The organism is Halorubrum xinjiangense, from assembly GCF_049604745.1.
GTDB lineage: Archaea > Halobacteriota > Halobacteria > Halobacteriales > Haloferacaceae > Halorubrum > Halorubrum xinjiangense_A.
Window position 1 is genome coordinate 2,770,553 of the sequence record NZ_CP187140.1, and the last position, 24,509, is coordinate 2,795,061.

Here is a 24,509-nt window from a genome sequence, read left to right on the forward strand (position 1 = left end):
CACCCGGGGATGAACCGGTGTATTGATTTACGACTGCGTTTGATACCCCACCGTTCGTGACTGACAGCACAGAGAGTCCCGACCTGTCCCGGCGGGGCGGGCTCACACGACTGAAGGAGGGCACCTACGGCGGGCTTTTCGCGGCGTGTGCGGCGATCACCCTGCTCACGACGGCCGCGATCTTCGTCACGCTCCTGTCGGACGCGGTGGTGTTTTTCCGGTCGATATCGATAGTCGAGTTCCTCACCGGCACCAACTGGAGCCCAAATCCGGCCGGCGGCGGGCAAGCGTTCGGCATCATCCCGCTGTTGATCGGCACCCTCACGGTGACGATCACGGCGGCGTTCATCTCGATCCCGATCGGGACGCTCACCGCCATCTACCTCAGCGAGTACGCGACTCCGAACGCCCGGTCGATCCTGAAACCGCTGCTGGAGATCCTCGCGGGAATTCCGACCGTTGTGTACGGGTACTTCGCGCTGGTGTACATCACGCCGGCGCTGAAGGCGACGCTGTTCCCGGAGATGAGCACGTTCAACGCGCTCGCGGCGTCGATCATGGTCGGGATCATGACGATCCCGATGGTGTCGTCGATCTCCGAGGACGCGATGAGCGCGGTGCCCGACGAGCTCCGCCAGGCCGGCTACGGGCTCGGCGCGACGAAGTTCGAGGTGTCGACGGGGATCGTCGTTCCCGCCTCGATCTCCGGGATCGCCTCCTCGTACATCCTCGCCGTCTCGCGCGCGGTCGGCGAGACGATGATCGTCGTCGTCGCGATGGGCGCGCAGGCGCGGATGCCCGAGATCCAGCAGGCGGTCTTCGGGATCCCGTTCGTCAACCCTGCCGACGTCCTCCTCCAGTCGGGGATGACGATCACCGTCGCGATGGTCCAAATCACCGGCGGCGACCTCACCGGCGGCACGCTCCCGTATAACTCGATGTTCGCGCTCGGCCTCGCGCTGTTCGTGGTAACCCTCGTTATGAACGTGATAAGCGACATCATCGCGCAACGCTACCGGGAGGAGTACTGATGGCGACCGACAATCCGAACGCGGACGGCTTCGGCGAGGTCAGCCGCGTCCGGGGGATCGTCTTCGAGTACCTCTCGTTCGGCGCGAGCGTGTTCGGCCTCGTCGCCCTCGGCGTGCTGCTCGTGTACGTCGCGGTCGACGCCTTCGACTTGGCGAACGCCAGCCCCGAGTGGCTGCTGACGTACTTCCTCACCCTCGTCGTGCCGTTCCTCGGCTTCTGTCTGTACAGCGCGAGCGACCCCGGCGTGACACGGCGCGCGCTCGGCGCGCTCGGCGGCGGGCTCGTCGGCGTGGCCGTGTTGTTCACCGCGATCGAAACCCTCGTCGCGCCGATCCCGCGGCTCAACTGGCAGCTCGCGTACCTCTTCGTCGTCGCCGCCCCCGTTGCGGCGTACCTCGCGTACGTCGGGAACCGCGGCCGCGTCGGCGCGGTCGGCTTCGGACTCCTCGGGCGGCTCGTCGGCGGGGCGGCGATCGGCCTCGCGGTCGGCACGCTGTTCTTAGTGTTCGACCCGCTGCTGTGGTTCCTCGCGTACACGCTCGGCGTCCTCCCGGCCGTCGGGCTGTACGCGCTCGGCCGGGCCCGCTCGTCGCCGCGGGCGCGGACCGCGGCGGCGCCGGCCGGCCTCGTCGGACTGATCGCCGCGGTGTTCCTCCGCGGCGTGGTCGGGACGTACCCGTCGGACCTCATCATCTACTTCTGGACGGTCGCGGTTCCGGTCGCGGCCGCCGGGGCGTTCCTCGTCGCCGACCGGAGGGGTCGCACCGCCGCGGCCGTCGTCGGCGGCGTCCCGCTCGCCGCGGCGACCGCCGGGGGATTCCTCGCCGCGGGCGCCGGGCTTCCGGCCCCGACAGTCCTCCTCGTTATCGTCCTGACCGGCGTGCCGACCGCGGTGTACGTTTCCCGCGTGGTCGACGCCGGCGAGGGGCTCGCCGGGCTCGGGCTCCCGCTGCTCCTCGCTGCCGGCGCGATCGCCGGAGCGCTGGTCGTCGAGGCGTGGGGGGTCCCGGCGCCCGACCCGTGGCTCGATGCGTCGTTCCTCACGCAGGCGCCCTCCCGAACGCCGGAGAATGCGGGGCTCTACCCGGCGATCGTCGGGTCCGTCATCATCATCGCGATGGTCGCCGTGTTATCGTTCGCGCTCGGCGTCGGCACCTCCGTCTTCTTAGAGGAGTACACGCCGGGGAGCGGTCCGCTCGGGACGCTGACGCGGATCCTCCAGGTCAACATCGCGAACCTCGCGGCCGTCCCGTCGGTCGTCTACGGTCTCCTCGGCTTGGGGCTGTTTGCGAACCTCCTCGGGCTCGGGATCGGGACGGCGGTGACCGCGGCGCTGACGCTGTCGCTGCTAATCTTACCGATCACGATCATCTCCGCCCAGGAGGCGATCCGGTCGGTGCCGGACGACCTCCGGCGCGGCTCCGACGCCATGGGCGCGACGCGCTGGCAGACGACGAAGAACGTCGTGCTCCCCGAGGCGATGCCGGGGATCCTCACCGGGACCATCCTCGCGCTCGGGCGGGCGATCGGCGAGACCGCGCCGCTGATCATGATCGGCGCGGCGACGACCGTGTTCAGGGCGCCGGACAGCCTGTTCAGCCGGTTCAGCGCCATGCCGATGCAGATCTACACGTGGGCCGGCTTCCCGCAGGCCGACTTCCGGTACGGCGTCGTCGCCGCAGGCGTTATCACGCTGCTTATCATTCTCGTCGGCATGAACGGCACGGCCATTCTGCTGCGGAACCGCGCGGAACGGGGGAGCTAACATGAGTAACAGCACAACAGACGATTCGCTCATCACGACGGAGGTACAGGCGGACTCGAACGACGACCGCGCGGCGCCCGCGGCCGGGACCGCGGTGGCGGCTCGCGACCTCGACGTCTTCTACGGCGACGAACAGGCGATCGACGACGTGACCATGGAGATTCCCGAGAAGCGCGTGACCGCGCTCATCGGCCCCTCGGGCTGCGGGAAGTCGACGTTCCTCCGGTGTATCAACCGGATGAACGACATGATCGAGATCTGCCGCGTCGAGGGCCACGTGGAGTTCGGCGGCAAGAACGTGTACGACAGCGACGTCGACCCCGTCGCCTTGCGCCGGAAGATCGGGATGGTGTTCCAGAAGCCGAACCCCTTCCCGAAGTCGATCCGCGACAACGTCGCGTACGGCCTGAAGATTCAGGATTTCGACGGCGACGTCGACGCGCGCGTCGAGGAGTCGCTGAAGGGGGCGGCGCTGTGGGACGAGGTGAAAGACCAACTCGACTCCTCGGGGCTCGAACTCTCCGGCGGCCAGCAACAGCGGCTCTGTATCGCTCGCGCCATCGCGCCGGACCCGGAGGTCATCCTGATGGACGAGCCGACCTCGGCGCTCGACCCCGTCGCGGCCTCGAAGATCGAGGACCTCATCGACGACCTCGCAGAGGAGTACACCGTCATCATCGTTACGCACAACATGCAGCAGGCGGCCCGGATCTCAGACCGGACCGCGGTGTTCCTCACCGGCGGCGAGCTGGTTGAGTACGACGACACCGCGAAGATCTTCGAGGACCCCGAAGAACAGCGCGTCGAGGACTACATCACGGGGAAGTTCGGATAGATGCCCCGCGAGAACTACCAGGAGAAGCTCGACGAGCTCAGAGACGGCGTGGTCGCGATGGGCGAGACCGTCTGCGACCGGCTCGACGACGCGATCGAGGCAGCGGTCACCGGCGACGAGGAGCTCGCCCGCTCGGTGATCGAGAGCGACCACGAGGTCAACGAGACGTACCTCGCGCTGGAAGACGAGTGTACGGAGCTGTTGGCGCTCCAGCAGCCGGTGGCCGGGGACCTCCGGCTCGTCACCGCCTCATTCAAGATCATCACCGACCTCGAACGCGTCGCCGACCTCGCGACGAACGTCGCGGCGTACGGCGGTCCCGAGGGCGGCGTCCACGACGCCGTCGACGTGCGCGACCTCGGGGAGGGCGCCCGCGAGATGGTCGCGGACGCGGTCGCCGCCTACGCGGCGCGCGACCCGGACGCCTGCCGCGAGATCGCCGCCCGAGACGACGCGTTCGACGAGCGCTGTCGGGAGGCGAGCGAGGCGGTCGTCCGCGAGCTGCTGGAGGCCGACCGCGCCCGGAACGCGGCGCGCGACGGTCCGGCGCCGACGGACGGCGAGGCGCTCGAGGACTCCCTCGACGAGGTGTCGCAGGCGCTGCTCGCGGTGCGCGACCTCGAACGGGTCGCGGACCACGCGGTCAACGTCGCGGCGCGGACGCTGTACATGATCGAGAACGACGACGAGCTGATCTACTGAGTGGAGCGCGGTTCGGCCCGCTGCGGGCGATTCGAGGTTTGGCCCGCTGCGGCCGGTTCGAGGTTCGGCCCGCTGCGGGCGATTCGCGGTTCGGCTCGGTGCGGGCGGTTCGCGGTTCCACGAGTTCCAATGACGACACCCACCGATGCGACCGACGCCGGCGACGAAGCGACCGACGAGACGACGGTTCTCACGTTCATGTGCGTGCGAAACGCCGGGCGCAGTCAGATGGCGACGGCGTTCGCCGAGCGCGAGCGCGACCGACGCGGCCTCGGCGACCGCGTCGAGATCCGGACCGGCGGCACCGCGCCCGCGGACAGCGTTCACGACGTCGTCGTCGAGGCGCTCGCGGAGGTCGGCCTCGACGTGAACGGCCGGACCCCCCGAGAGATCTCCGACGAGTCGCTCGCCGAGTCGGACTTCGTCGCGACGATGGGCTGTTCGACGCTCGACCTCTCGGGCGTCGACACTGACGACTGGGCCCTCGACGATCCGGGGGAGCAACCGATCGAGGCGGTTCGCGAGATCCGCGACGAGATCGAGCGCCGCGTGGTCGCCGTCTTCGACGAGCGGTTCGGCGAGTTCGACGGCGAGTAGGGCGTTCGCCTCCGGAAGCCCTAATCGACTCCGGGCCCATCGTTCGGACGTGACCGTACTGCAGGAACTCATCGGAGACCAAGCGCTCGCCGTCTGGATCGTGTTGGGCGCGATCGGGTTCCTGCTGACCTGGAAGGGCGCGAACGTCATCGAGTCGACGACCTCGAAGATCAGCGACCACTTCGGCGTCTCGCAGGCGGTTCAGGGCGGGCTCATCGTCGCGGCCGCGACGTCGTTCCCCGAGCTCGCGATTATCATCATCTCGGTGGTCTTCCTCGGCGACTTCGGCATCGGCGCGGGAGCGCTCATCGGGACGGCGGTGTTCAACATCTTAGTCATCCCGGCCGCCGTCTCCATCACGAGCGGCGACACGACGACGACGCAGGGGATCGTCTACCGCGACGCCATCTTCTACATGGTCGCCGTCCTCGCCCTCTTCGGCGTGATCGCGCTCGGCGTCCTCGGGACCGACGGGCGGGAGCTCGCGCGGATCACCCCGCAGATGGGCGTCGGCTTGCTGGTGTTGTACGGCGTGTACGTCATCCTGCTCGCCGGCGGGAAGAGCGGCGCGTCGGACTTAGAGCGGACCGAGTCGGCGAACGTCCCGAAGCAGGCCGGGCTGTTCGTGGCCGGGCTGGTCGTCGTGCTCGTCGGCGTCGAGTCGATGGTCACCATGACGGTACAGCTCTCGGCCGCGCTCGACGCGCCGCCGTTCCTCATCTCCGTGACGGTGCTGTCGGCGCTGAGCTCCTTCCCCGACCTGCTCGTCGGCGTGAAGATGGGCAAGGCCGGCGACAAGCGGGCGGCGGTCGCGAACGTCTTCGGGACGAACACGTTCAACCTCGTCGCGGCGCTGCCGATCGGCGTCATCCTCGCCGGCGGCGTCTCGATCGGCTTCCTCACCTCCGTGCCGCTCCTGCTGTTCCTGTTTTACACCACCCTCGTCGTGGTGGTGATGGCCGCGACGGACTTCGAGATCACCACCGAGGAGGGGTACGTCTTCCTCGCGATGTACATCGCCTTCCTCGGCTGGATGACGACCGAGGCGCTCGGAATCACCACGTTCCTGACCGAGTCGACGCTCCGGACGATCGTCGGGTGACGACTAACACAGCGATCGATCGGTTCGGGACATCCGACAGCGCTCGAGTACGCATTTATAAATGGCGCTTGCGGATCGACGGCGAACACCGCCAAAGCCCCAGTCGCTCGTTTATAAATAACAGACCACAGATCGACCGCGAACACCGCCAAAGCCCCAGTCGCTCGTTTATAAATAACAGACCACAGATCGACCGCGAACACCGCCAAAGCCCCAGTCGCTCGTTTATAAATAACAGACCACAGATCGACCGCGAACACCGCCAAAGCCCCAGTCGCTCGTTTATAAATAACAGACCACAGATCGACCGCGAACACCGCCAAAGCCCCAGTCGCTCGTTTATAAATAACAGACCACAGATCGACCGCGAACACCGCCAAAGCCCCAGCCGCGAGGGCGGCGCACACTCGTTGCGCTCCTCGTCACTCGCTGCGCTCGTTCCTGCGGTGCTTACGTCGTCTGCGCCGCCCTCGCGGCTGCCCCTTTGAGTCCCACCCCGCACCGCTCCGCACAGCACCTCACGCCTCCCCAGCCTCGTCAGTCGCCTCCGCTTCGCTCCGGCGACTGACTCCCTCGCACGCGCTGTCTCGCGGCCGCCGAGGGCGGCCGCTCGCAGGCGCGCGCCACCACATTCATTTATAAAGACTGAGTTTCCGCTGCCCGAACACGGACCTCGATCCCGTCGGTGTCGGTGACGGCGAAGCCGTCCTCGCGCCCTTCGACCGCGAACTCGACGTCGCCGTCGGCCGCGACTGCGTCGAGTCGCGTCCGGGTCGCCTCCAGCGCCGCCGTGTCGGGCACGACCACCTCGAACCACGCGAGGCCGCGCCCCGCGGCGGGGGTCGTCCGCCCTCGCCACGTGTTCGCGCCGAGGTGGTGATGGTAGCCGCCGGCCGCGACGAACCGCACGTCCGGGCCGCTCATCCCCACGTCGAAGCCGAGGCCGTCGACGTACACCGCCTCGAACGCCGACAGCGAGGTGACTTCGAGGTGCATGTGGCCCACGTCGGTGCCGGCGGGGGCGCGGTCGACAATATTCGACCCGCTCGCCGCCGCGGCGACCCCCTCGATGTCGAGCGGGTCGGTCGCCATCCGCACGGTTCCGTCGTCGTCGGTCGGCCACTCCTCTCGGGGGCGGTCGCGGTATATCTCCACGCCGTTCCCCTCGGGGTCGTCGAGGTACAGCGCCTCGCTGACGAGGTGGTCGGAGGCGCCGTCGAGCCGCCACCGCTCCCGCACGCGCCCCAGCGCCTCGCCGAGCGCGGCCCGCGACGGGACCCGGAACGCCGTGTGAAAGAGGCCGGCGTCGGTCCGGCTCCGGGCGGGGCGGTCGGCGTCGCGCTCCAGGACGAGCAGGGGCGTCCCGTCGACCCCGAGCGCCGCGCGCCCGTCGGTCCGGTCGAGGACCGCGAGCCCGACCACGTCCCGGTAGAACGCGGTCGTCTCGTCGAGGTCGGCGACCCGGAGCGCGGCGCGGCCGATGCGCGTCCTGTCCGGGAGCGAGCGTCCGGGGGTTCCCGGGGCGCCGGCCGCGGCATCGTCGTCGGTGTCGGTCATTACCCGGAGTACGGTTGCCCGCGCGTTCAACGCGTCGGTCGCGGATCCGGTTTGTACGGGTCCGCCCGCTCGCCTGAACCTTCCCAATCTTCCGTTAGAATCAAACCCGCACGCGACCCAGAAGGGTGTATGAGCGCCGAACAGCAGGAGCGGGCCGTCCGGTGTCTGGTCGCGAAGGTCGGGCTCGACGGCCACGACCGGGGCGCACACGTGATCGCGCGGGCGTTCCGCGACGCAGGCTTCGAGGTCGTCTACTCCGGGCTCCACCGAGCGCCGGAGGACATCGTTCAGGCGGCGGTGCAAGAGGACGTCGACGTCCTCGGCATCTCGATCCTCTCGGGCGCGCACAACACCCTCGTCCCGAAGGTGATCGAGGGGCTGAAAGAGTACGACGCGTTCGACGACACCCTGATCCTCGTCGGCGGGATCATCCCGGACGAGGACGAGGACGAGCTGAAGGAGCTGGGCGTCGCCGAGGTGTTCGGCCCCGGAACGCCGATGGAGGAGACGATCGAGTTCATCCGGAACAACGTCCCGGAGCGCGCGTAGATGGCCGGGTCGGACGCACCCGCGTTCGCGGACGCGCCGACGCTCTCCGACGACGACGCGGCACTCGTCGAGGACCTCCTCTCGGGGAGCCACCGCGCCCTCGCCCGCGTCATCACCAAGATAGAGAACCGGACGCCGGGGTACCGCGCGATCGTCTCCGCGCTCCACGAGCACACCGGCGGCGCGGACGTGATCGGGATCACGGGCTCGCCGGGCGCCGGGAAGTCGACGCTCGTCGACAAGCTCGCGGCCGCCTACCGCGATCGCGGCGACACGGTCGGCGTGATCGCGGTCGACCCCTCCTCGCCGTACACCGGCGGCGCCGTCCTCGGCGACCGGATCCGGATGGGGTCGAACGTCGGCGATATGGACGTGTTCTTCCGGTCGATGAGCGCGCGCGGCCAGCTCGGCGGCCTCTCGACCGCGACCGCGGACGCCGTGAAGGCGCTCGACGCCTTCGGGAAGGACGTCGTGGTCTTGGAGACCGTCGGCGCCGGCCAGAACGAGGTCGACGTGGTCCGCACCGCCGACACGGTCGCGGTGCTGGTCCAGCCCGGCTCCGGCGACGACGTGCAGACGCTGAAGGCCGGCATCTTGGAGATCGGCGACGTCTTCGTCGTCAACAAGGCCGACATGGACGGCGCACAGCGGACAGTCGCCGAACTGGAGGAGATGGTCCACCGCCGCGAGGGCGGGACGACCGGCCGCGGCGCCGGCCACCACGGCGCGGCCTCGATGGCCTCGGCGGGCGGGGACGGCTCCGCGGCCGGCCACGGCGACGACGGCCATCACGACGGCGGCAACCACGGCGACGGCCACCACGACAGCGATCACGCGAGCGGTTCCGGGCACGGTGAGTCCGACGCGGACGCCGACGCACACGCGGACGCTGACACGCACGCGGACGCCGACGCACACGCGGACGCCGACGACTCGTGGACGCCCGACGTCTTGGAGACAGTCGCGAACAGCGGCGAGGGGGTCGACGCGCTGATCGAGGCGTTCGACGCCCACGCGGCGTACCTCCGGGAGTCCGGCGAGATCGAGACGACCGAACGCCGGCGGTACGCCGAGGAGATCCGCACGCTCGTGCGGGCGGACGTGGGGTCGCTCGCGACCGCCGAGATCGAGCGACACGGCGGGATCGACCGGCTCGCGGAGCGGGTCCGCGACCGCGAGACCGATCCGTACGCGGTCGCGGAGGCGATCGTCGGCCCGATCGCCGACTGCGTCGACGAGGCTGCGGACGGCGACCGCGACGACTGACGACCGGGGATCTTCCCGGTCGGGCGGACCGCGGCCGCGACCGCGTCCCACGAGTATAAGTCGCCAGCGAACCAACAGGTTTCCATGAAGCTCAGGAACCTCCTCGGCGGCGCCGTCCTCGGCGTCGGCGCGCTCGCCGCGATCAACACCGGCCTCCGGTACGAGGGCGAACTGGAGTCCCCGCTCGACGGCGACGACCGCACCTTCCGCTGGCGCGGGATGGACGTGGCGTACACTGAGGCGGGCGACCCGGACGACCCTGACCTCGTCTTACTCCACGGGATCAACGCCGCCGGCTCCTCCGGCGAGTGGCGCGCGGTGTTCGACGACCTCGCGGCCGACTACCACGTCGTCGCGCCGGACTTCCCGGGGTACGGCCGCTCCGACCGGCCGCCGCTCCGGTACTCCGCCGCGCTGTACGAGGACTTCGTCCACGACTTCCTCGCCGAGTTCGACGAGCCGGCCGTCGTCGCCTCCTCGCTGTCGGCGGCGTACGCGGCCGCGGCAACCGACGGCGCCGGTGAGGGCGGCGTCGAACTGAGCGGGTTCGTCGCCGTCTGCCCGACCGCGACCGCGGGGCCGAGTCCGGCGAAGGACTGGCTCCGGGAGCTGTTCCGCGCGCCGCTCGTCGGGCAGGCGCTGTTCAACGTCATCACCGCGAAGCCGTCGATCCGCTACTTCAACGCCGACCACGGCTACGACGACCCCGCGAACCCGAGCGCGGAGTGGACCGACTACGAGTGGCGCACGACCCACGTCGAGAACGCGCGGTTCGCGCCAGCCTCGTTCGTCTCGGGGACGCTCAACAGCGAGATCGACCTCGCCGCCGCGCTCGCCGACCTCGAAGTGCCCCCGACGATCGTCTGGGGCCGAGAGGCGACCGTCAGCCCGCTGACCGACGGGCGCGAGCTCGCGGACGCCGCGGACGCGCGCCTCGTCGTCTTCGACCGCGCGCGGCTGCTCCCCCACGTCGAACACCCCGAGCGGTTCGTCGAGACGGTCGAGGAGGCGCTCGTCGCGGGCGCGACGGCGTAGCCCGGCTGCCTCCTCGACCGGCACACCCCGGTCGCCGCCGCCCCGCCGGTTCTCAGCGTTGAGCATCGGGCGAACACGAATAAGTAGGCCCTCCGCCGAAGACGGGTATGACGAGCGAGACGTTTCGCGTGCTGTGCGTCGACGACGAGCCCGGGCTCGCGCGGCTCGTCGCGACCCACCTCGAACGCGACGCCGACCTCGACTGCGAGACTGCGGTCGAGACCCGTCCCGACGACGCGCTCCGCCGCATCGAGCGCGAGTCGTTCGACTGCGTCGTCAGCGACTACGACATGCCCCGCCTGACCGGCGTGGAACTGCTCTCGGCCGCCCGCGAGGTCGAGCCGGATCTCCCCTTCCTCCTGTTTTCCGCGACCGGCCCCGCGGACATCGCGGCCGAGATGGTCCGCGCGGGCGTCAGCGACTACGTCTCGAAACGAGGCGGCGCCGACGGGTACACGGCGCTGCTGCGGCGCGTCAAGCGGACCGCCGCCGGCGAGAACGGCCGCTTCGGGGCTCGGGACGCCGACGATCTGACCGAGGCAGACGTAGCGCTCGACGGGGTCTGTACCGTGGCGCCCGACGGGACCTTCGAGTTCGTCGGCGAGGAGTACGGCGCGCTGTACGGGTACGACCCGGAGGAGCTGGAGGGAGAGCCGTGGCAGCGGCTCCACCCCGAGACCGAGGTCGAACACATCGAGACGAACATCATCCCGGTCGTGACCGACGGCGAGCGGTGGACCGGGACGAGCACGGGGCTCCGGGCGGACGGCAGTCGGTTCGCCGAGTCGAAGATGGTGAGCGCGACGGCGGACGACCGGCTGGTCATCTCGGTGTCGCCGCTCGACGCGGTCAGAGAGGTCGCCGACGACTGACCGGGCGCGAACCGCAGGGCTCTCGTCCGACTCACGCGTCGCGCCGCACGTACAGCGTCTTCTCGCAGGCCGCGTGGACCTCTCCCTCGTCGTCGACGAGCGAGACGAGGTACTCGCGGTCGGTCGACTCGCCCGGATCCAGCGCCCCGCGGATCGCCTCCGTCTGCGCGACCGGGAGGTCGAACTCCGCGTACAGCGTGTCGCGGCCGGGCTCGATGAACTCCAGTGCGGCCGACTTGTCCCACACCGTGAACGCGTCGCCGAGGACCCGCCGCAGCATCATCATGTACACAGGGTCGATCGCGGCGTAGATACTGCCGCCGAAGATGGTGCCGACCGCGTTGCGGGTGCGCCAGTTCAGCGGCAGTCGAATTCGAATATAGCGCCAGTCGGCCGCGATGTGGTCGACGCGCGCCCCCGTGCCGCGGTACGCGGGGAGGAGGTTGAACCCGAGCCGCCAGAGCCGGGTCCGGCGGCTCTCCGCCGGCGGGTCCTCGCGCAGGGGCCGCGGATCCGGGTCGCGGTCGATCCCGGTCGGGGAATCGCTCACGGCGATCCGCGACGGGCCGGCGACAAACCGGTGTCGGAACCGGCGACAACCGGCCGGGGGTTGTCGATGTCGGACGCTTACTTATGCCGACTGCGGTGGCGCGCGCCTCCGAGTGGCCGATAGGCCACGAGGAGCGCGTGCGAGGGACGCGGTGAGCGCTCGGAGAGCGCGAACCGCGAGGTTGGGGAGGCGTGAGGTGCGGTGCTGTGCGGGGCGGGGTGGGACTCAAAGGGGCAGCCGTGAGGGCGACGCAGGCGACGCAAGCACTGGAAGGAGCGAGCAACGCGAGCGACTGAAGCGCGCAGCGAGCGTGCGTCGCCCTCACGGCTGGGGCTTTGGAAGTGTTCACCGCCGATCCCTCAGCAGCTGTTTATAAGTAAGCGGCTGGGGCTTCAGAGGTATTCGCCGCCGATCTGCCAGTATTCATTTATAAATGAGTCGCTGGGAGTTCGAAGATGCTCTCGCCGGCGTCGCTACCGCTCAATCCCACCACCGCGCTCACGTCGTCTCGGCCCGAAACCCGTATCCCCGCGCGACCGCAACCCGACATCGATGGAGTGCGACAAGTGCGGGGCCGACGCGATCCACCACGCCGCCTACTCCGGGGCACACCTCTGTGGTGAACACCTCCGGCAGTCGGTCGAGAAGCGCGTGAAGCGTCGGGTCCGCGAGGACGGCCTCCTCGATCCGGACGCGACGCCCGACGACCCCGACCGCTGGGTGATCGGGCTCTCCGGCGGGAAAGACAGCGTTGCCCTGACGCGGATCTTAGACGACGTGTTCGGGAAGGACCCTCGCGTCGAGATGCTCGCCTTGACGATCCACGAGGGGATCAAGGGGTACCGCGACGCGAGCGTCGACGCCTGCGTCGAGCTGGCCGACGAGCTCTCCTTGCGCCACGAGCTCGTCTCCTACGAGGAGGAGTTCGACGTGCGCATGGACGACGTCGTCGAGGACGACCCCGAGAACATGGCCGCCTGCGCGTACTGCGGCGTGTTCCGCCGCGATCTGCTCGAAAAGTACGCCGCCGAGTTCGACGCCGACAAGCTGCTCACCGGCCACAACCTCGACGACGAGGCGCAGACGGCGATGATGAACTTCCTCGAAGGCGACGTGCGGCAGGTGGCGAAACACTTCGACGCCTCGCTCGGGCCCTTCGACGAGCGCGAGGCCACCGACGCGTTCGTCCCGCGCGCCAAGCCGCTCCGCGACGTGCCCGAAAAGGAGATCGCCTTATACTGTCACGTCCGCGACCTCCCGACGCACATGGCCGAGTGCCCCCACGCCGAGGAGGCGTACCGCGGCGAGATCCAGTCGACGATCCACGAACTCGAAGAAAATCACCCCGGCGCCCGCCACTCGATCATGGCCGGCTACGAGGAGCTGTCCGCGCTCGCGGCCGACGCCTACCGCGGGGGCGACGAGGAGGGAGCCGGCGGCGACGGGGAGGACGACGGCGACGAGGGAGACGGCGAGAGCTCCGCCCTCCGCGAGTGCGAGCGCTGCGGCTCGAAGACGAGCCGGGACGTCTGTCGGAAGTGCCGCCTGCTCGACTCGATCGAGGCGGCGACCTGACTGGGGCGTCGTTCACCCGCCGCCATCACCGTCGACGTGACCGGGCCGTCACTCACGCCTCACCGTCGGCGCGACCGATGAGGTCGAGCTGGTGGGTGAGATAGACGAGCTCCCCGTCGTCGACCTGTTGCCGACGAACTTCGAGCCACGCGTCGAGGTCGGCGGCCGAGACGGACCCTGCCTCTCCTCCGTCAGCGGCGATCACCTCGCCGACCGCCTCCTCCACGGTGTCAAGGATGTGTCGGAGGAAGAACGCCTCGTCGCCAGGATAGCCCGCCTCGCCGTCGGCGGGGCGCACGACCCAGTCGGAGCCGGCGACTCCGAGGAGCGTCGAGCCCTCCGCCTCGCGCAGGCGCGCGAGCGCGGCGCCGCCGGCGCGGCTGTTCCCGCCCGGCTTCTCGTCCATGTGCCGGTGGTAGAGCCGCTCGATCGCCCGGTCGTCCGGATGTGCCGGGCGGAACCGGGTCCCGCCGTCGAACGTGATCGGGAAGTAGTAGGTCCCGCCGGGCGCCAGCGCGTCGAGCAGCGCGTCGAGCCGGTCGAGCCCGAGCACGTCCAGCAGCGCCATCCCGATCAGCGCGTCGAACTCGTCTGCGTGCGCCGCGGCGTACGCGACCCCGTCGGCCGCGACGGGCTCGACCCTGACCGTGCGCGCGTCGGTCTCGACGACGAGGGCGTCGTCGCCGCTGCCGCCATCGTCGACGGACGTCGGTGCGTCTCGTCCCGCTGCCCACTCCCGGAGGAAGGGACCCAGCCCGGCGAGCGCGTCCGGGTCGCGATCGACCGCGACGTACCGCGTCTCCCCGGGCGGGAGGACCTCCCAGTCGATCAGCCGGGCGATCATCGTCCCGACGCCCGCGCCAACCTCCAAGACGCGCAGGGGATCGCCACGCGCCGCCGCGCGGTCCGCCAGCCGCTCGCGGAGGGTCCCGACGAGCCGCCGGTCGAGCGCCCGGTCGTCGACGCTTCGCTTCGCTCGTAGGTAGCGCCGGAAGGCGGCGGCGTCGGCGGCGAGGGCGTCGCCGTCCGCGGGACCGCCGTCGCCGCCCGTGGCGTCGTCGGTCCCCGTCACGTCGACACCTCCGGCTCGGCCGCGTCGACGGCCTCGGGCGCGTCCGAGGTGTCGGCGACGTCGGCAAGGAGCCCCCGGACGCGGGCCGTCGTCTCCTCCCAGCTCGGGTGGCGCTCGTACCGCCGCCTCGCGGCGCGACCCATCTCGGCGAGCCGGTCGGGATCTGCCGCGAACCCGTCGAGCGCGCGGGCGACGGCGTCGGGGTCGTCCGGATCGACGAGGACGCCCGTCTCGCCATCGGCGACCGTCTCGCTCGCGCCGCCCGCCCGCGAGGCGATCGCCGGCAGGCCGAAGCTCATCCCCTCCAGGTAGACAATCCCGAACCCCTCGTACCGGGAGGGGACGGCGAGGACGTGGCTCTCGCGGAGCGCGTCTGCCAGCTCGGCGTCCGACAGCCGGCCGGCGAAGAGGACGCGGTCGCCGAGCCCCCGCTCCCGGACCAGTCGCCGCACGTCGGCGACGTGGGACTCGTCGACCGCGCGGCCGACGACCGTGAGGTCGACGGCGGCGTCGGCGCGGTCGACCCCCTCGACGAGCGTGTCGAGCCCCTTCCGCGGCTCGATGTTGCCGACGAACGCGACCCGGAGGGGACGTTCTCTCGCCCGTTCCCCGATTTCAGCGTCGTCGATCGCGGGGTCGAACCGGTTGCCCGCGGGCGGCGCGACGACGGTCGCCGCGGGATCGACGCCGAGGGCGGCGACGGCGTCGCGGGTCGCCGCGCTGTTGCAGACGACGCCGTCGACGGTCGCGAGGTAGCGGCGCTCGACGGCGCGGTACAGCGGCGAGAGCCGGCGCGGCTCGCTCGCGCGAAGGTGGTGGACGACGCTCACGACCGGGTACGGCAGGTCGCGGTTGGCGAGGAAAAGCGAGGGGTGCGCGAGCTCGTCTTGGAGCAGCACGTCGACGTCGACGCGGAGGCGGTCGCGGACCCCCGGGAGCGCGTTGTCCAGCAGCCCGCGCGGGTACCCCCGCCACGGGAGCTCGACGACCTCGACGGCGTCGCCAGCCGCGCGGAGCCCCTCGACGAGCTGCCGGTCGTAGCGGAACCCGCCCGACTGCTCGTCGAGGCTGCCGTACAGCGCGAGCCCGACCTTCATACCGGCGCGTCGTAGGTCGCGGCGGCCGCGTCGTCCTCCCAGACGGTTACGGCCAGCTCGCTTACGGCGTCGTCGGTCACGGCGTCGGTCACGCGCTCGAAGACGACGCGGGCGAAGCGCTCGACGCTGGGGTTGTACCCCTCGAACTCGGGCAGGTCGTTGAGCAGCTCGTCGCGGTAGCGGTCCGCGAGGTCGCCGAGCGCCGCCTCGGCGTCGTCGATGTCGACGAGGTAGTCGTGCTCGTTCAGCTCGGGGCCGCGGAAGGTCAGCTCAACCTCGAAGTGGTGGGAGTGCGGGACGCTCTCCGGCCCCTCGTCGACGACCGTGAGGTAGTGCTGGGCCACGAAGTCCGTCAGCACCGTCGTCGCGTACATGAACCGATCCACGGGCGCGAGCAACCTAAATCCGGAGGGCGGCGGAAGGCCGTTCGACGCGTCAGGGTACCGATACCGATCCGCGAGCGGCGGTAACGGCCGCTTACAAATAGCCGAGCGCGCGCAGCCGGTCCCGGTCCGTCTCGCTCTCGCCGCCGTGGACCCGCGACACCGGTAGCGGCTCGGGCGGCGTCAGGGTCGGCTGGCGCGTGCCCTCGTCCGCGCCGTCGATCGTCGCCCACGGAACGTCGAGCAGCGCGGAGACGGGCGTGTGCATCGGGTGGCCGTACAGCCCCCACTCGCCGAAGCAGTTGCCGTGGTCGGCGGTGACCGCGATCCGCCCGTCGACGTTCGCCGCGAGGGACTCGACCTCGTCGAGGACGTGTCGGAGGTTCGCCTCGTACGCCGTCCAGACGCGCTCGACCGAGACCTCGCCGCGCCGGAGCAGCACCCACGGGTTCCCCGCGTTGCTGTGGCTCCCGGTCCGCGCCAGCCCGTCGTCGCCGTCGAGGGGATCCGGGACGAACGGGTGGTGCGGCTGCATGTAGTGGACGACGAGCCGGTCGGGGTCGCGCTCGCGGGCGAGCGCGATCGCCCGGTCGCTCACGGCCGCCGCCGGCACGGTTCCCGCCTCCTCGTCCCACGTGTACTTCCAGACCTCGTCGAGCGCGGCGAACGCGTCGGCGTCGAGGTAGCGGTCGGTCCACGTGTTGCCGGTCACCATCGCGGTCCGCGCCGTCTCGGGGTGGCCGACGAAGGTGTTCTCCAGCCACTCCGAGGAGGAGCTCCCGACCGACCGAACCGTCTCGACTTCACCGAGGAACTCGAAGTCGGGCGCGACCGAGCGCAGCAGGTCGGCCCGACAGGCGTCGAGGACGACGAGGACGTCCCACTCGCGGTCGAAGGCGTTCGTTCCGTAGTCGAGCCGCCGACCGATCGCCTGTAGCCCGCGCAGGTAGGCGGTCCCAAGGCGGCCCATGCCCGGCTCCGTCACGACCGTGAGTTCGGCGCGAGACGACTAAACCGCTCCGGCGGGAGCGCCGCTGTCGCCCCCGGCGACGCCGATCTCGTCGGGACACCTATACGTCTCGCCGCCTCGGTACGACCGTGAACTGCCTGTTCGTCGGCGCGGGGGCGATCGCGCCGGAGTACGCCGCCGGCGTGCCGGAGAGCTCGCTGTCGCTGGCCGGCGTCGTCGACCTCGACGCCGACCGCGCCGCGTCGCTCGCCGCGGCCCACGGCTGCCCGTCGTTCACCGACCTAGAGACCGCGCTGGAGCGCGTCGACGCGCCGCTCGTGGTGAACCTGACGAGCCACGCGGCCCACGCGGCGGTGACGCGGACCGCGCTCGAAGCGGACCGCCACGTCTACTCGCAGAAGCCGCTGGCGCTCGACGCCGACGAGGCGCTCGCGCTGGTTGGACTCGCCCGCGACCGCGGGCTCGCCCTCGGCTGCGCGCCCGGGACGCCGCGAGCGCCCTCGCAGCGCCGCGCGGGCCGCCTCCTCGCCGACGGGCGGCTCGGGCCGGTGGGACTGGGCTACGCCCACGCCCACGTCGGCCGCGTCACCGACTGGCACGACCGGCCCGACTCCTTCCTCGAGATCGGGCCGCTGTACGACGGGGCGGTGTATCCGCTCGCGCTCCTCGTCTCGTGGTTCGGGCCGGTCGAGCGCGTCCGCGTCGCCGACGCCCTCGACGTCTGGCCCGCCCGGGAGGAGCGGCGGCCGTCGACGCCGAGCCACGTCGAGGCGACGCTGGCGTTCGCGGCGGGGCCGACCGTCAGACTCACGGCCAGCTTCTACGCGCCTCACCGGAGCCGGGAGTTCTACGGACTGGAGCTCCACGGCGACGACGGCTCCCTGTACCTGAAGGGGACCGGCGCGATGGGCGACGACCGCGACGCCGTCCGGTTCGGCCGCGTCGGCCGGGAGTACGTGAGCGCGCCGCCGGACGCGCCCGACGAACCCTACGAGTACGTCGACGCCGTGGAGCGCCTCGTCGCGTCGGTCGAGGCCGGGTCGCCGTCGCGGGCCGGGGGACGACGTGGCGCCCACGTCGTCGCCGTCTGCAACGCGATCGAGGCGGCCGCCGAGGGCGACGGCCCGGTCGCGGTCGACGACTGCGGCGCGACCGCCGACCCGCCGCCGGCGTCGGTGGTGAGGCCAGAAACGCAGATCGGAGGGCGGACCGAATCGGGCGCCGCCGCCCTCCGGCTCCCCGCCGTTGGCTTCGGCTGCTCGCGCTACCGCGACGGGGAGTACGTCGAGCGCGCCGACTCGATCGCGACCGCGCTCGACGCCGGCTACCGTCTCCTCGATTCGGCCGAGCTGTACGGCAACGAACACCGGATCGGGGAGCTGCTCGCCGCGCCGGGCGCGCCCGACCGCGAGCGCGTGTTCCTCCTCGGGAAGGCGTGGCGCACGAACCACCGCCGCGAGCACCTGCTCGCCGCCTGCGCGGGCAGCCGCGAGGAGCTCGGGATCGACGCGTTCGACTGCTACGCGCTCCACTGGCCGTCGGCGCTCGAACACCGGGGCGAGCTTCGCCGCCTCGCCGAGAAGCCGGTCGAGCGACAGGAGGCGCTCACCTTCCCCGAGGACGCGGACGGCGAGCTCGCGGCCGACGACGTGTCGCTCGCGACCGCGTGGGAGAACTTGGAGGCCGTTCACGAGCGAGGGTGGACCAGAACGCTCGGGATCTGTAACGTCTCGCGGGCGCAGTTGGAGACGGTGCTGGAGACCGGGGAGATCGACCCGGCGCTCGTGCAGGTGGAGCGGCACCCCTACCGCCCCCGGAACGATCTGGTCGACTTCTGCCACGAGCGCGGGATCCGGGTGGTCGCGCACTCGCCGCTGTCGGCGCCGGGCCTCCTCGACGAGCCCGTCCTGAACGCGATCGGGACGGAGCGGGGGCTCTCGCCGGCCGCGGTCGTGATCGCGTGGAACGCCTCGCAGGGGGTCGTCCCGATCCCGTCGAGCACCGCCGAGTCGCACGTCGTCGCGAACCTCGCGGCCGGGAGCGAGCGGCTGACCGCCGACGAGATCGCGCGCGTCGACGCCCTGCGCGACCCAGACTTCGAGCGGTGACGGTCGGGATCGAGCGGGAACCGGCAATTCGGGCGGTATTTCTATGTGAGTGAAGCCCGTGCGTGTGATATGGCAACGACCGAATCACAAGGGCCGGCGATAGATGTCGGGTCGCTGAGCGGCCTCCACTGGGTAGGCATCGCCGCTGCGCTGATCACCGCCGCCGTCCACATCCGCCTCGGCGTCGGGGGGCTCCCGCTGCCGCTGCGGGTCAGCTTCCTTCTCGCCGGGTTCGGCTTCCTCGGAGCGGTCGTGCTGGTGTTGCTCGACTACCGCCGCCGGGCGGTGTACGCCGTCGGGATCCCCTTCACGCTCGTCCAGATCGTCTTGTGGTACGTCTTCAACTTCGCGGGCGGGGGGAAGTCGTTCCCGGCCGACGTCGGGACGCTCGGCGCCGTCGACAAGGTCGCACAGGTCGTGTTGCTCGCCGTCCTGGTCGCCCTGCTCCGCCGATAACCGTGTCGGCTCGGGAGCGCCGACCGCGACACGGGACCGCGGTCGCGGGCACCGCCGCCGGGGCCACCGAGATCGGGGGTGACGAGTAGATGGCCGGCGCGCGCCGGCGGCGCTCCGTCCGCGTCGGGGTCGGCGTCGGGCTCCCGCTCGTCGCCGCGGTCGCGCTCGCAGCGCTCCTGTTCTGGCTGTATCCGACGGACGCGACCGGCCGGTGGGGGCTCTCTCCCGCCGTCGTCGCGAGCGCCTGCTGGGCCGGCCAGCTCTGGTACGTCGGCTACCGGCTCGATCCGGAGCGGCTGGCCGGGCGGTTCTGGCGCCGGCTGTTCGGGCTGGCGAACGCGGTCACGCTCGTTCGGGGGGCGCTGTACGCTGTCGTCGCCGGGTTCGCAGTCGTCCCGCCGGGGACGTCGCTCGCGTGGGCGCCGGCGCTGTGTTACGGGGCCGGCGTCGTCCTCGACAACCTCGACGGGACTCTTGCCCGGACGCTGGGTCAGGAGACCGAGGTCGGCCGCCGGCTCGACATGGCGTTCGACACCTTCGGGTTCGTCGCCGCGCCGCTGGTGGCGGTGCTGTGGGGGCTGCTGCCGGTCTGGTACCTCTCGATCTCCGCCGCACGATACGTCTTCCGCGGCGCCGTGTGGCTGCGCCGCGTCCGCGGGCTCCCCGTCGGCGACCTCCCCGACAGCGACCTCGGGAAGTACCTCGCGGGCGTCCAGATGGTCTTCGTGACGGTCGCGCTCGTCCCGCCGGTCCCGACGAGGCTCGTGTGGACCGTCGCGCCAGTCGTCCTGCTCCCGTCGCTCGCGGTGTTCACGCGCGACTACCTCTTCGTCAGCGGGCGCCTCTCCGACAGCCGGTGACCGCGGCGGCCGCTCACGAATACTCCAAGATTACCTGTACCGTCTCGTCGGCCGCCGAGTCGAGCAGCTCGTACGCCTCCGGCGCGCGCTCGAAGGGGATCCGGTGGGTGATCAGCTCGTCGGCGGGGACCCGATCGAGCCGTTCGAGCGCCGCGTCCATGCGTCGGTCGCGGTCCCAGCGCCCCCGGAGCTCGGGGCTTATCGTCGACACCTGACTGGAGACGATGTCGATGCGGTCCCGGTGGAACCGCCCGCCGAGCCCGATCGGGTCGCGCTTGGTGCCGTACCACGACCCGACGACGATCCGGGCGTCGTAGCCGACGACGCCGAGCGCGTCGTCGAGCGCGCTCGGCTGGCCGGAGAGCTCGACCGCGAGGTCGGCGTCGTCGAGGGCGGCGTCCGAACCGGTGAGGTTGGCGTCGGCGTCAGTGGCGTCGTTGAGAGCCCCCGGCGTCGCCGTCCGGTCGGCGCCGAACGCCGCGGCGAGGGCCCGCCGACGCTCGATGGGGTCGACCACGACGAGCGACTCCAGCGGGAACGCGGCCAGCAGTCGGGTGACGCAGAGCCCGATCACGCCGGCGCCGAACACCACGACCCGCTCTCCGAGCCGAGGAGCGGCGTCGAGGACGATGTTCGTCGCGGTCTCGACCGAGGGGAGAAGCGAACCGACGGCCGGCGTCGTCCCCGGCGGGAGCGCGACCACCGAGTCGGGGGTGGTTCGGAAGCTCGTCTGGTGGGGAACGAACGAGAACACCGACCGCCCGACCCAGTCCGGGTCGATGTCCGCGCCGACCTCGCTGACGACCCCGCTCGCGGCGTACCCGTACTGGAGGGGATACGAGAGGTCGCCGTCGAGCGCGTCGAGCGTCTCGTCGGCCGGGAAGTCTCCCGGCGTCTGGTCGCGGTACACGAGCAGTTCCGTCCCGGCGCTTATCGCCGACGCCCGGGTGTCGACGAGCAGTTCGTCGGCGTCCGGCGGGCCGACCGCCGTCTCCCGCACCTCGACGGCCTCTGGGCCGGTGAAGTAGAGCGCCGCGTCGGTCATCGTGTCGTCGCGAACTTGGCCCGTCCGCGGACGGGGCCGGAGCGACGCCGCGCCCCCCGGCTCGGCTGGTGACGTGACACGTAGCTCAACACGGACCGTGTGATGTTAAGTCCTCGCGCCGTGCGCGGGTCGGAACGGTATCGACGGAAAACGGAATCGAAACCGAACCGCAGCGGTCTGCGTCGCGAGACGCTTAGCGGATGACGTCGAGCCCGTTGTTCTTCTCGATCGGCTCGCTGCCGCCGTCGGACTCCCAGCCGCGGTCGGTGCCGCCGGAGACCGCCGGCTCGCCCCGGTCGCCGCCGGCGCCCGGGCTCTCGCTCGCCTCGGCCGCCCGCGAGCGCGAGTCGCCGAGGTCGTCGGCGTCGACCGCGGCGCGGGACTTGTCGGCCTGCTTCTGGGTGGAGGGGCCGAGCACCTGCGCGCTCTGGACGCCCGTCATGATCGCCATGACGCGCACCTTCCCCTTGTACTCCTCCTGGATGCGGGCGCCCCAGATCACGTTGGCGCTCGCCTCCAGCCGCTCGGTGATGTTGTTCGCGATCCCCTCGGCCTCCTTCAGCGTGAGGTCCGGGCCGCCCGTGATGTGGACGAGCCCGCCCGAGGCGCCGCGGTAGTCGACGTCGAGCAGCGGGTGGTTCATCGCGTCGTTGACCACCTCTTGGGTCTTGTTCTTGTCCTGCGTCTCGCCGACGAGCATGACCGCGACGCCGCCCTGGTTCATGATCGTCGACATGTCCGCGTAGTCGAGGTTGATGAGGCTCGGCTGGGTGATCGTCTCGGAGATCCCCTTCACCGTCTCCGCGATGATCTGGTCCATCACGGAGAACGCCTTGCCGATCGGCAGGTTCGGGACGTAATCGAGCAGGCGGTTGTTGTCGAGGACGATGATCGAGTCTGCCTCGTTGCGGAGGTCTTCGAGGCCCTCCTCGGCTTTCACCGTGCGGGCGCGCTCGACGTTGAACGGCGTCGAGACCATCCCGACGACGATGGCGCCCTGCTCTTTGGCGATCTTCGAGACGACCGGCGCCGCGCCGGTGCCCGTGCCGCCGCCCATCCCGGCGGTGACGAAGACGAGGTCCGCGTCGCCGAGCACCTCCTTGATCGTGCCCTGAGCCATCTCGGTGGCGCGCTCGCCCATCTTGGGGTCGCCGCCGGCGCCGAGCCCCTGCGTGAGCGACTTGCCCACGAGGATCTTGGTGTCGGCCTCGATCATCTTGAGGTGCTGTTTGTCCGTGTTGATCGCGACGGTGTCGGCGCCGTCGACGCCGATGTTGTAGAGCCGGTTGACCGTGTTGTTCCCGGCGCCGCCGGCACCGACGATGACGATCCGGGGGTCCCCGAACTCGTCGTCGCCCATGTCGACGTCATCCATGTCGCGCTTCTCCGCCTCCGCGTTGTCGAGGGCGTCCTGAACGAGATCTTGCATCAGTTTACACCTTCGCCCAGTTGCGGTTGCGGCCGCGCTCGTCGCGCTCGCCGTCCTGTTCGTTCAACATGTCGCGGACGGCCGACCGGATCGCCTCGCTCCGGTTCGGGAACTCGCCCGTCTCCACCATCTGTTCGACCTCGTCGATCTGCTGTTTCGGGATTCGTAGTGTCACACGCTCCATTGGTATTCCCCCGGTAAGACGGCGAACACGCGACGCGTGTGTCTTACAGCGCGAAACCGCCCGACTGCGGGGCGGAACCCCACACCGGACGCCCGCTGTAAGACGACCGTCTTACGCAATTGAAGTCACCGAGCGAACCATTATAAAACTACCGGCGGCTGTAAGACAGAACGTGAAAACGCCCGAATATCGGCGTATACGGCGTACTATGGCCGGTTATTTGTCTTTCAAAACGTCCGCTGCCGGGGTCCGGCGTCCGCATCCGGGGCAGAACGCCCAGTCAGTTCGGAGCTCGTCGCCGCACTCACAGAACGCTCTGTGTGACTGTTTCTCACCGCAGTTCGGGCAGTATACGTGGTCAGACGGGACGATTTCGCCGCATCCGCCGCAGGCGTTTTCGCGCGTTTGCGCGCCCGGACTCGGCTCCGTCTTACGCGCGCTCGGCTCCGTCTCGCCGGCCGTCTCACGCGTCACACGCACCTCGTCGTCCCGCTCGTCGGATCCGGCGTTCGGAGCGTCGAGCGTGACGTTTACGTTGATATCGCCGGCGTTTCCGGGCGTATACGTCCCCGCTGCGGCGCCGCCCGCCGGACCGAGCCGCTCGTCGAGCGCGGCGTCGAGCCGCTCCGCGATCAGATCGTCGACGCGGTCCGCGAGGGCGTCGTCGACGCTCCCGGTCGTCGCGTCGGACGCGTCGGACGCGTCCCCCTCGCCGTCGAGGTGGGTCCGGAGCGCCTCCCGCATCACCTCGCTTTTGGAGGCGTCACACGCTTCCAGCCGGTCGACGAGGTCGTCGTCCGCCCGGAAGGTGATCTTGCTCATACCGAAGGGGTATCCTCGGTCAGTACAAGTATCTTCCCCTGGCGTCTGACACGTTTCACAGCGCCGAAACGTTCGGGCGAACGACGGTCGAATCGTGCGGTTTGGTCACACATGTGTCTGACGCAGATTTATACGCGTCGCGCGAGCATGCGTGTATATAATGAGTAACCGCGTCGAGGACCTCGAACGGCAGGTCGCGGAGCTACAGGCGGCGGTCAACGGGCTCACCGAAGAGCTCGTCGAGATGAAAGAGCGCGTCCGACAGCTGGAAGACGAGCGGTCGGTCGCGGTCGAGGAGGCGGCCGCCGGCGCGACGGCCGGTTCCGAAGCGGCGGACGCCGCGGCTAGCGAGCCCGCGGCCGACGAGGCCGCGAGCGACGAGGCCGACGCCGACGCGTCAGCGGTGTCCGGCGGCGAGAGGACGACGCACTCCGACGACCACGTCGACGTCTTCGAGTCGGTCGAGGAGTCGTCTGATGGTACCGACGGGGAGGCGGCGACCGAGGACGCGGGCGAGGGAGACGACGTCATCGTCCCCGAGCAGTCGGCGACGACGCCCGACGCCGACGGAGGGGCCGAAGAGGCCGCCGAGGACGACGACGGCGAGTCGAGCGAGGGCGACGACATCATCGTCGCGTAAGCGGTC

The 24,509-nt window shown here is 70.5% G+C and carries 25 protein-coding genes; 15 read left to right on the forward strand and 10 right to left on the reverse strand.

The genetic code is table 11. The features are described from left to right. The first annotated feature begins 56 nt into the window (after positions 1-56). From pstC to ACOZ35_RS15125, 6 genes are all read left to right on the forward strand, one after another. Complete coding sequence (gene pstC / locus ACOZ35_RS15100; RefSeq protein ID WP_424014329.1) at positions 57-1,031, forward strand: phosphate ABC transporter permease subunit PstC; 975 nt, start codon at positions 57-59, stop codon at positions 1,029-1,031. Beyond that, entirely contained in the window at positions 1,031-2,797 is a 1,767-nt protein-coding gene (gene pstA, locus ACOZ35_RS15105; protein WP_424014330.1) for a phosphate ABC transporter permease PstA, read from the forward strand. The genes pstC and pstA overlap by 1 nt, the downstream gene beginning before the upstream one ends. A gap of 1 nt (position 2,798) precedes the next feature. Further along, positions 2,799-3,632 carry a phosphate ABC transporter ATP-binding protein PstB gene (gene pstB / locus ACOZ35_RS15110; RefSeq protein WP_424014331.1) on the forward strand — a complete coding sequence of 278 codons (834 nt, stop codon included), beginning with the start codon at positions 2,799-2,801 and terminating at the stop codon, positions 3,630-3,632. Beyond that, positions 3,633-4,334: a phosphate signaling complex protein PhoU gene (gene phoU, locus ACOZ35_RS15115; protein WP_424014332.1), complete on the forward strand. Its 702-nt coding sequence runs from the start codon at positions 3,633-3,635 to the stop codon at positions 4,332-4,334. A 129-nt stretch (positions 4,335-4,463) separates the two neighbouring features. Continuing rightward, positions 4,464-4,931 carry a low molecular weight phosphatase family protein gene (locus ACOZ35_RS15120; protein ID WP_424014333.1) on the forward strand — a complete coding sequence of 156 codons (468 nt, stop codon included), beginning with the start codon at positions 4,464-4,466 and terminating at the stop codon, positions 4,929-4,931. Between the two features lie 49 nt (positions 4,932-4,980). Continuing rightward, positions 4,981-6,033, forward strand: coding sequence for a sodium:calcium antiporter (locus ACOZ35_RS15125; protein WP_424014334.1), 1,053 nt, complete (start codon positions 4,981-4,983; stop codon positions 6,031-6,033). A gap of 636 nt (positions 6,034-6,669) precedes the next feature. Here ACOZ35_RS15125 and ACOZ35_RS15130 read toward each other — a convergent pair. Further along, the gene (locus tag ACOZ35_RS15130; protein WP_424014335.1) at positions 6,670-7,590 is read right to left on the reverse strand and encodes a VOC family protein; all 921 of its coding nucleotides are present in this window, start codon (positions 7,588-7,590) and stop codon (positions 6,670-6,672) included. A gap of 129 nt (positions 7,591-7,719) precedes the next feature. Here ACOZ35_RS15130 and ACOZ35_RS15135 point away from each other — a divergent pair, with 129 nt between their 5' ends. From ACOZ35_RS15135 to ACOZ35_RS15150, 4 genes are all read left to right on the forward strand, one after another. After that, positions 7,720-8,139, forward strand: coding sequence for a cobalamin B12-binding domain-containing protein (locus ACOZ35_RS15135; protein ID WP_424014336.1), 420 nt, complete (start codon positions 7,720-7,722; stop codon positions 8,137-8,139). Further along, positions 8,140-9,405, forward strand: a complete 1,266-nt coding sequence (gene meaB / locus ACOZ35_RS15140) for a methylmalonyl Co-A mutase-associated GTPase MeaB (protein ID WP_424014337.1) — start codon at positions 8,140-8,142, stop codon at positions 9,403-9,405. It abuts the gene before it with no gap. An 84-nt stretch (positions 9,406-9,489) separates the two neighbouring features. After that, positions 9,490-10,440 carry an alpha/beta fold hydrolase gene (locus ACOZ35_RS15145; RefSeq protein WP_424014338.1) on the forward strand — a complete coding sequence of 317 codons (951 nt, stop codon included), beginning with the start codon at positions 9,490-9,492 and terminating at the stop codon, positions 10,438-10,440. A gap of 107 nt (positions 10,441-10,547) precedes the next feature. Beyond that, positions 10,548-11,312 (forward strand): response regulator, encoded by a 765-nt coding sequence (locus ACOZ35_RS15150; RefSeq protein ID WP_424014339.1) that lies wholly within the window; start codon positions 10,548-10,550, stop codon positions 11,310-11,312. 31 nt (positions 11,313-11,343) lie between these two features. Here the strand turns inward: ACOZ35_RS15150 and ACOZ35_RS15155 are convergent, their stop codons facing one another. Then, on the reverse strand, positions 11,344-11,862 hold the full coding sequence (locus ACOZ35_RS15155; RefSeq protein ID WP_424014340.1) for a DUF4442 domain-containing protein: 519 nt from the start codon (positions 11,860-11,862) through the stop codon (positions 11,344-11,346). Between the two features lie 552 nt (positions 11,863-12,414). Between ACOZ35_RS15155 and ncsA the strand changes: the two genes are divergently transcribed. After that, the gene (gene ncsA, locus ACOZ35_RS15160) at positions 12,415-13,437 is read left to right on the forward strand and encodes a tRNA 2-thiolation protein NcsA (protein WP_424014341.1); all 1,023 of its coding nucleotides are present in this window, start codon (positions 12,415-12,417) and stop codon (positions 13,435-13,437) included. 52 nt (positions 13,438-13,489) lie between these two features. Here the strand turns inward: ncsA and ACOZ35_RS15165 are convergent, their stop codons facing one another. The 4 genes from ACOZ35_RS15165 to ACOZ35_RS15180 form a co-directional block, all read right to left on the reverse strand. Then, positions 13,490-14,509 (reverse strand): hypothetical protein, encoded by a 1,020-nt coding sequence (locus ACOZ35_RS15165; RefSeq protein ID WP_424014342.1) that lies wholly within the window; start codon positions 14,507-14,509, stop codon positions 13,490-13,492. Continuing rightward, positions 14,506-15,606: a glycosyltransferase family 4 protein gene (locus tag ACOZ35_RS15170; RefSeq protein ID WP_424014343.1), complete on the reverse strand. Its 1,101-nt coding sequence runs from the start codon at positions 15,604-15,606 to the stop codon at positions 14,506-14,508. Before ACOZ35_RS15170 ends, ACOZ35_RS15165 begins: the two co-directional genes overlap by 4 nt. Continuing rightward, the gene (locus tag ACOZ35_RS15175; RefSeq protein WP_017342394.1) at positions 15,603-15,980 is read right to left on the reverse strand and encodes a 6-pyruvoyl trahydropterin synthase family protein; all 378 of its coding nucleotides are present in this window, start codon (positions 15,978-15,980) and stop codon (positions 15,603-15,605) included. Before ACOZ35_RS15175 ends, ACOZ35_RS15170 begins: the two co-directional genes overlap by 4 nt. 103 nt (positions 15,981-16,083) lie before the next feature. Then, on the reverse strand, positions 16,084-16,959 hold the full coding sequence (locus ACOZ35_RS15180) for a hypothetical protein (RefSeq protein ID WP_424016082.1): 876 nt from the start codon (positions 16,957-16,959) through the stop codon (positions 16,084-16,086). Between the two features lie 128 nt (positions 16,960-17,087). Between ACOZ35_RS15180 and ACOZ35_RS15185 the strand changes: the two genes are divergently transcribed. From ACOZ35_RS15185 to ACOZ35_RS15195, 3 genes are all read left to right on the forward strand, one after another. Next, the gene (locus ACOZ35_RS15185) at positions 17,088-19,067 is read left to right on the forward strand and encodes an aldo/keto reductase (RefSeq protein ID WP_424014344.1); all 1,980 of its coding nucleotides are present in this window, start codon (positions 17,088-17,090) and stop codon (positions 19,065-19,067) included. 69 nt (positions 19,068-19,136) lie between these two features. Next, positions 19,137-19,523, forward strand: coding sequence for a DUF7475 family protein (locus ACOZ35_RS15190; RefSeq protein WP_424014345.1), 387 nt, complete (start codon positions 19,137-19,139; stop codon positions 19,521-19,523). 89 nt (positions 19,524-19,612) lie between these two features. Continuing rightward, a complete protein-coding gene (locus ACOZ35_RS15195; RefSeq protein WP_424014346.1) occupies positions 19,613-20,383 on the forward strand; it encodes a CDP-alcohol phosphatidyltransferase family protein in 771 nt (256 codons plus the stop codon). 13 nt (positions 20,384-20,396) lie between these two features. Here ACOZ35_RS15195 and ACOZ35_RS15200 read toward each other — a convergent pair whose 3' ends face one another. From ACOZ35_RS15200 to ACOZ35_RS15215, 4 genes are all read right to left on the reverse strand, one after another. Then, positions 20,397-21,428: a zinc-binding dehydrogenase gene (locus ACOZ35_RS15200; RefSeq protein ID WP_424014347.1), complete on the reverse strand. Its 1,032-nt coding sequence runs from the start codon at positions 21,426-21,428 to the stop codon at positions 20,397-20,399. A gap of 193 nt (positions 21,429-21,621) precedes the next feature. Continuing rightward, positions 21,622-22,857, reverse strand: a complete 1,236-nt coding sequence (gene ftsZ / locus ACOZ35_RS15205) for a cell division protein FtsZ (protein WP_424014348.1) — start codon at positions 22,855-22,857, stop codon at positions 21,622-21,624. A 4-nt stretch (positions 22,858-22,861) separates the two neighbouring features. Then, a complete protein-coding gene (locus ACOZ35_RS15210) occupies positions 22,862-23,041 on the reverse strand; it encodes a ribbon-helix-helix domain-containing protein (RefSeq protein WP_004595187.1) in 180 nt (59 codons plus the stop codon). Between the two features lie 216 nt (positions 23,042-23,257). Next, entirely contained in the window at positions 23,258-23,863 is a 606-nt protein-coding gene (locus ACOZ35_RS15215) for a double zinc ribbon domain-containing protein (RefSeq protein WP_424014349.1), read from the reverse strand. A 160-nt stretch (positions 23,864-24,023) separates the two neighbouring features. Between ACOZ35_RS15215 and ACOZ35_RS15220 the strand changes: the two genes are divergently transcribed. After that, positions 24,024-24,503: a DUF7518 family protein gene (locus tag ACOZ35_RS15220; RefSeq protein ID WP_424014350.1), complete on the forward strand. Its 480-nt coding sequence runs from the start codon at positions 24,024-24,026 to the stop codon at positions 24,501-24,503. The last annotated feature ends 6 nt before the right edge of the window (positions 24,504-24,509 follow it).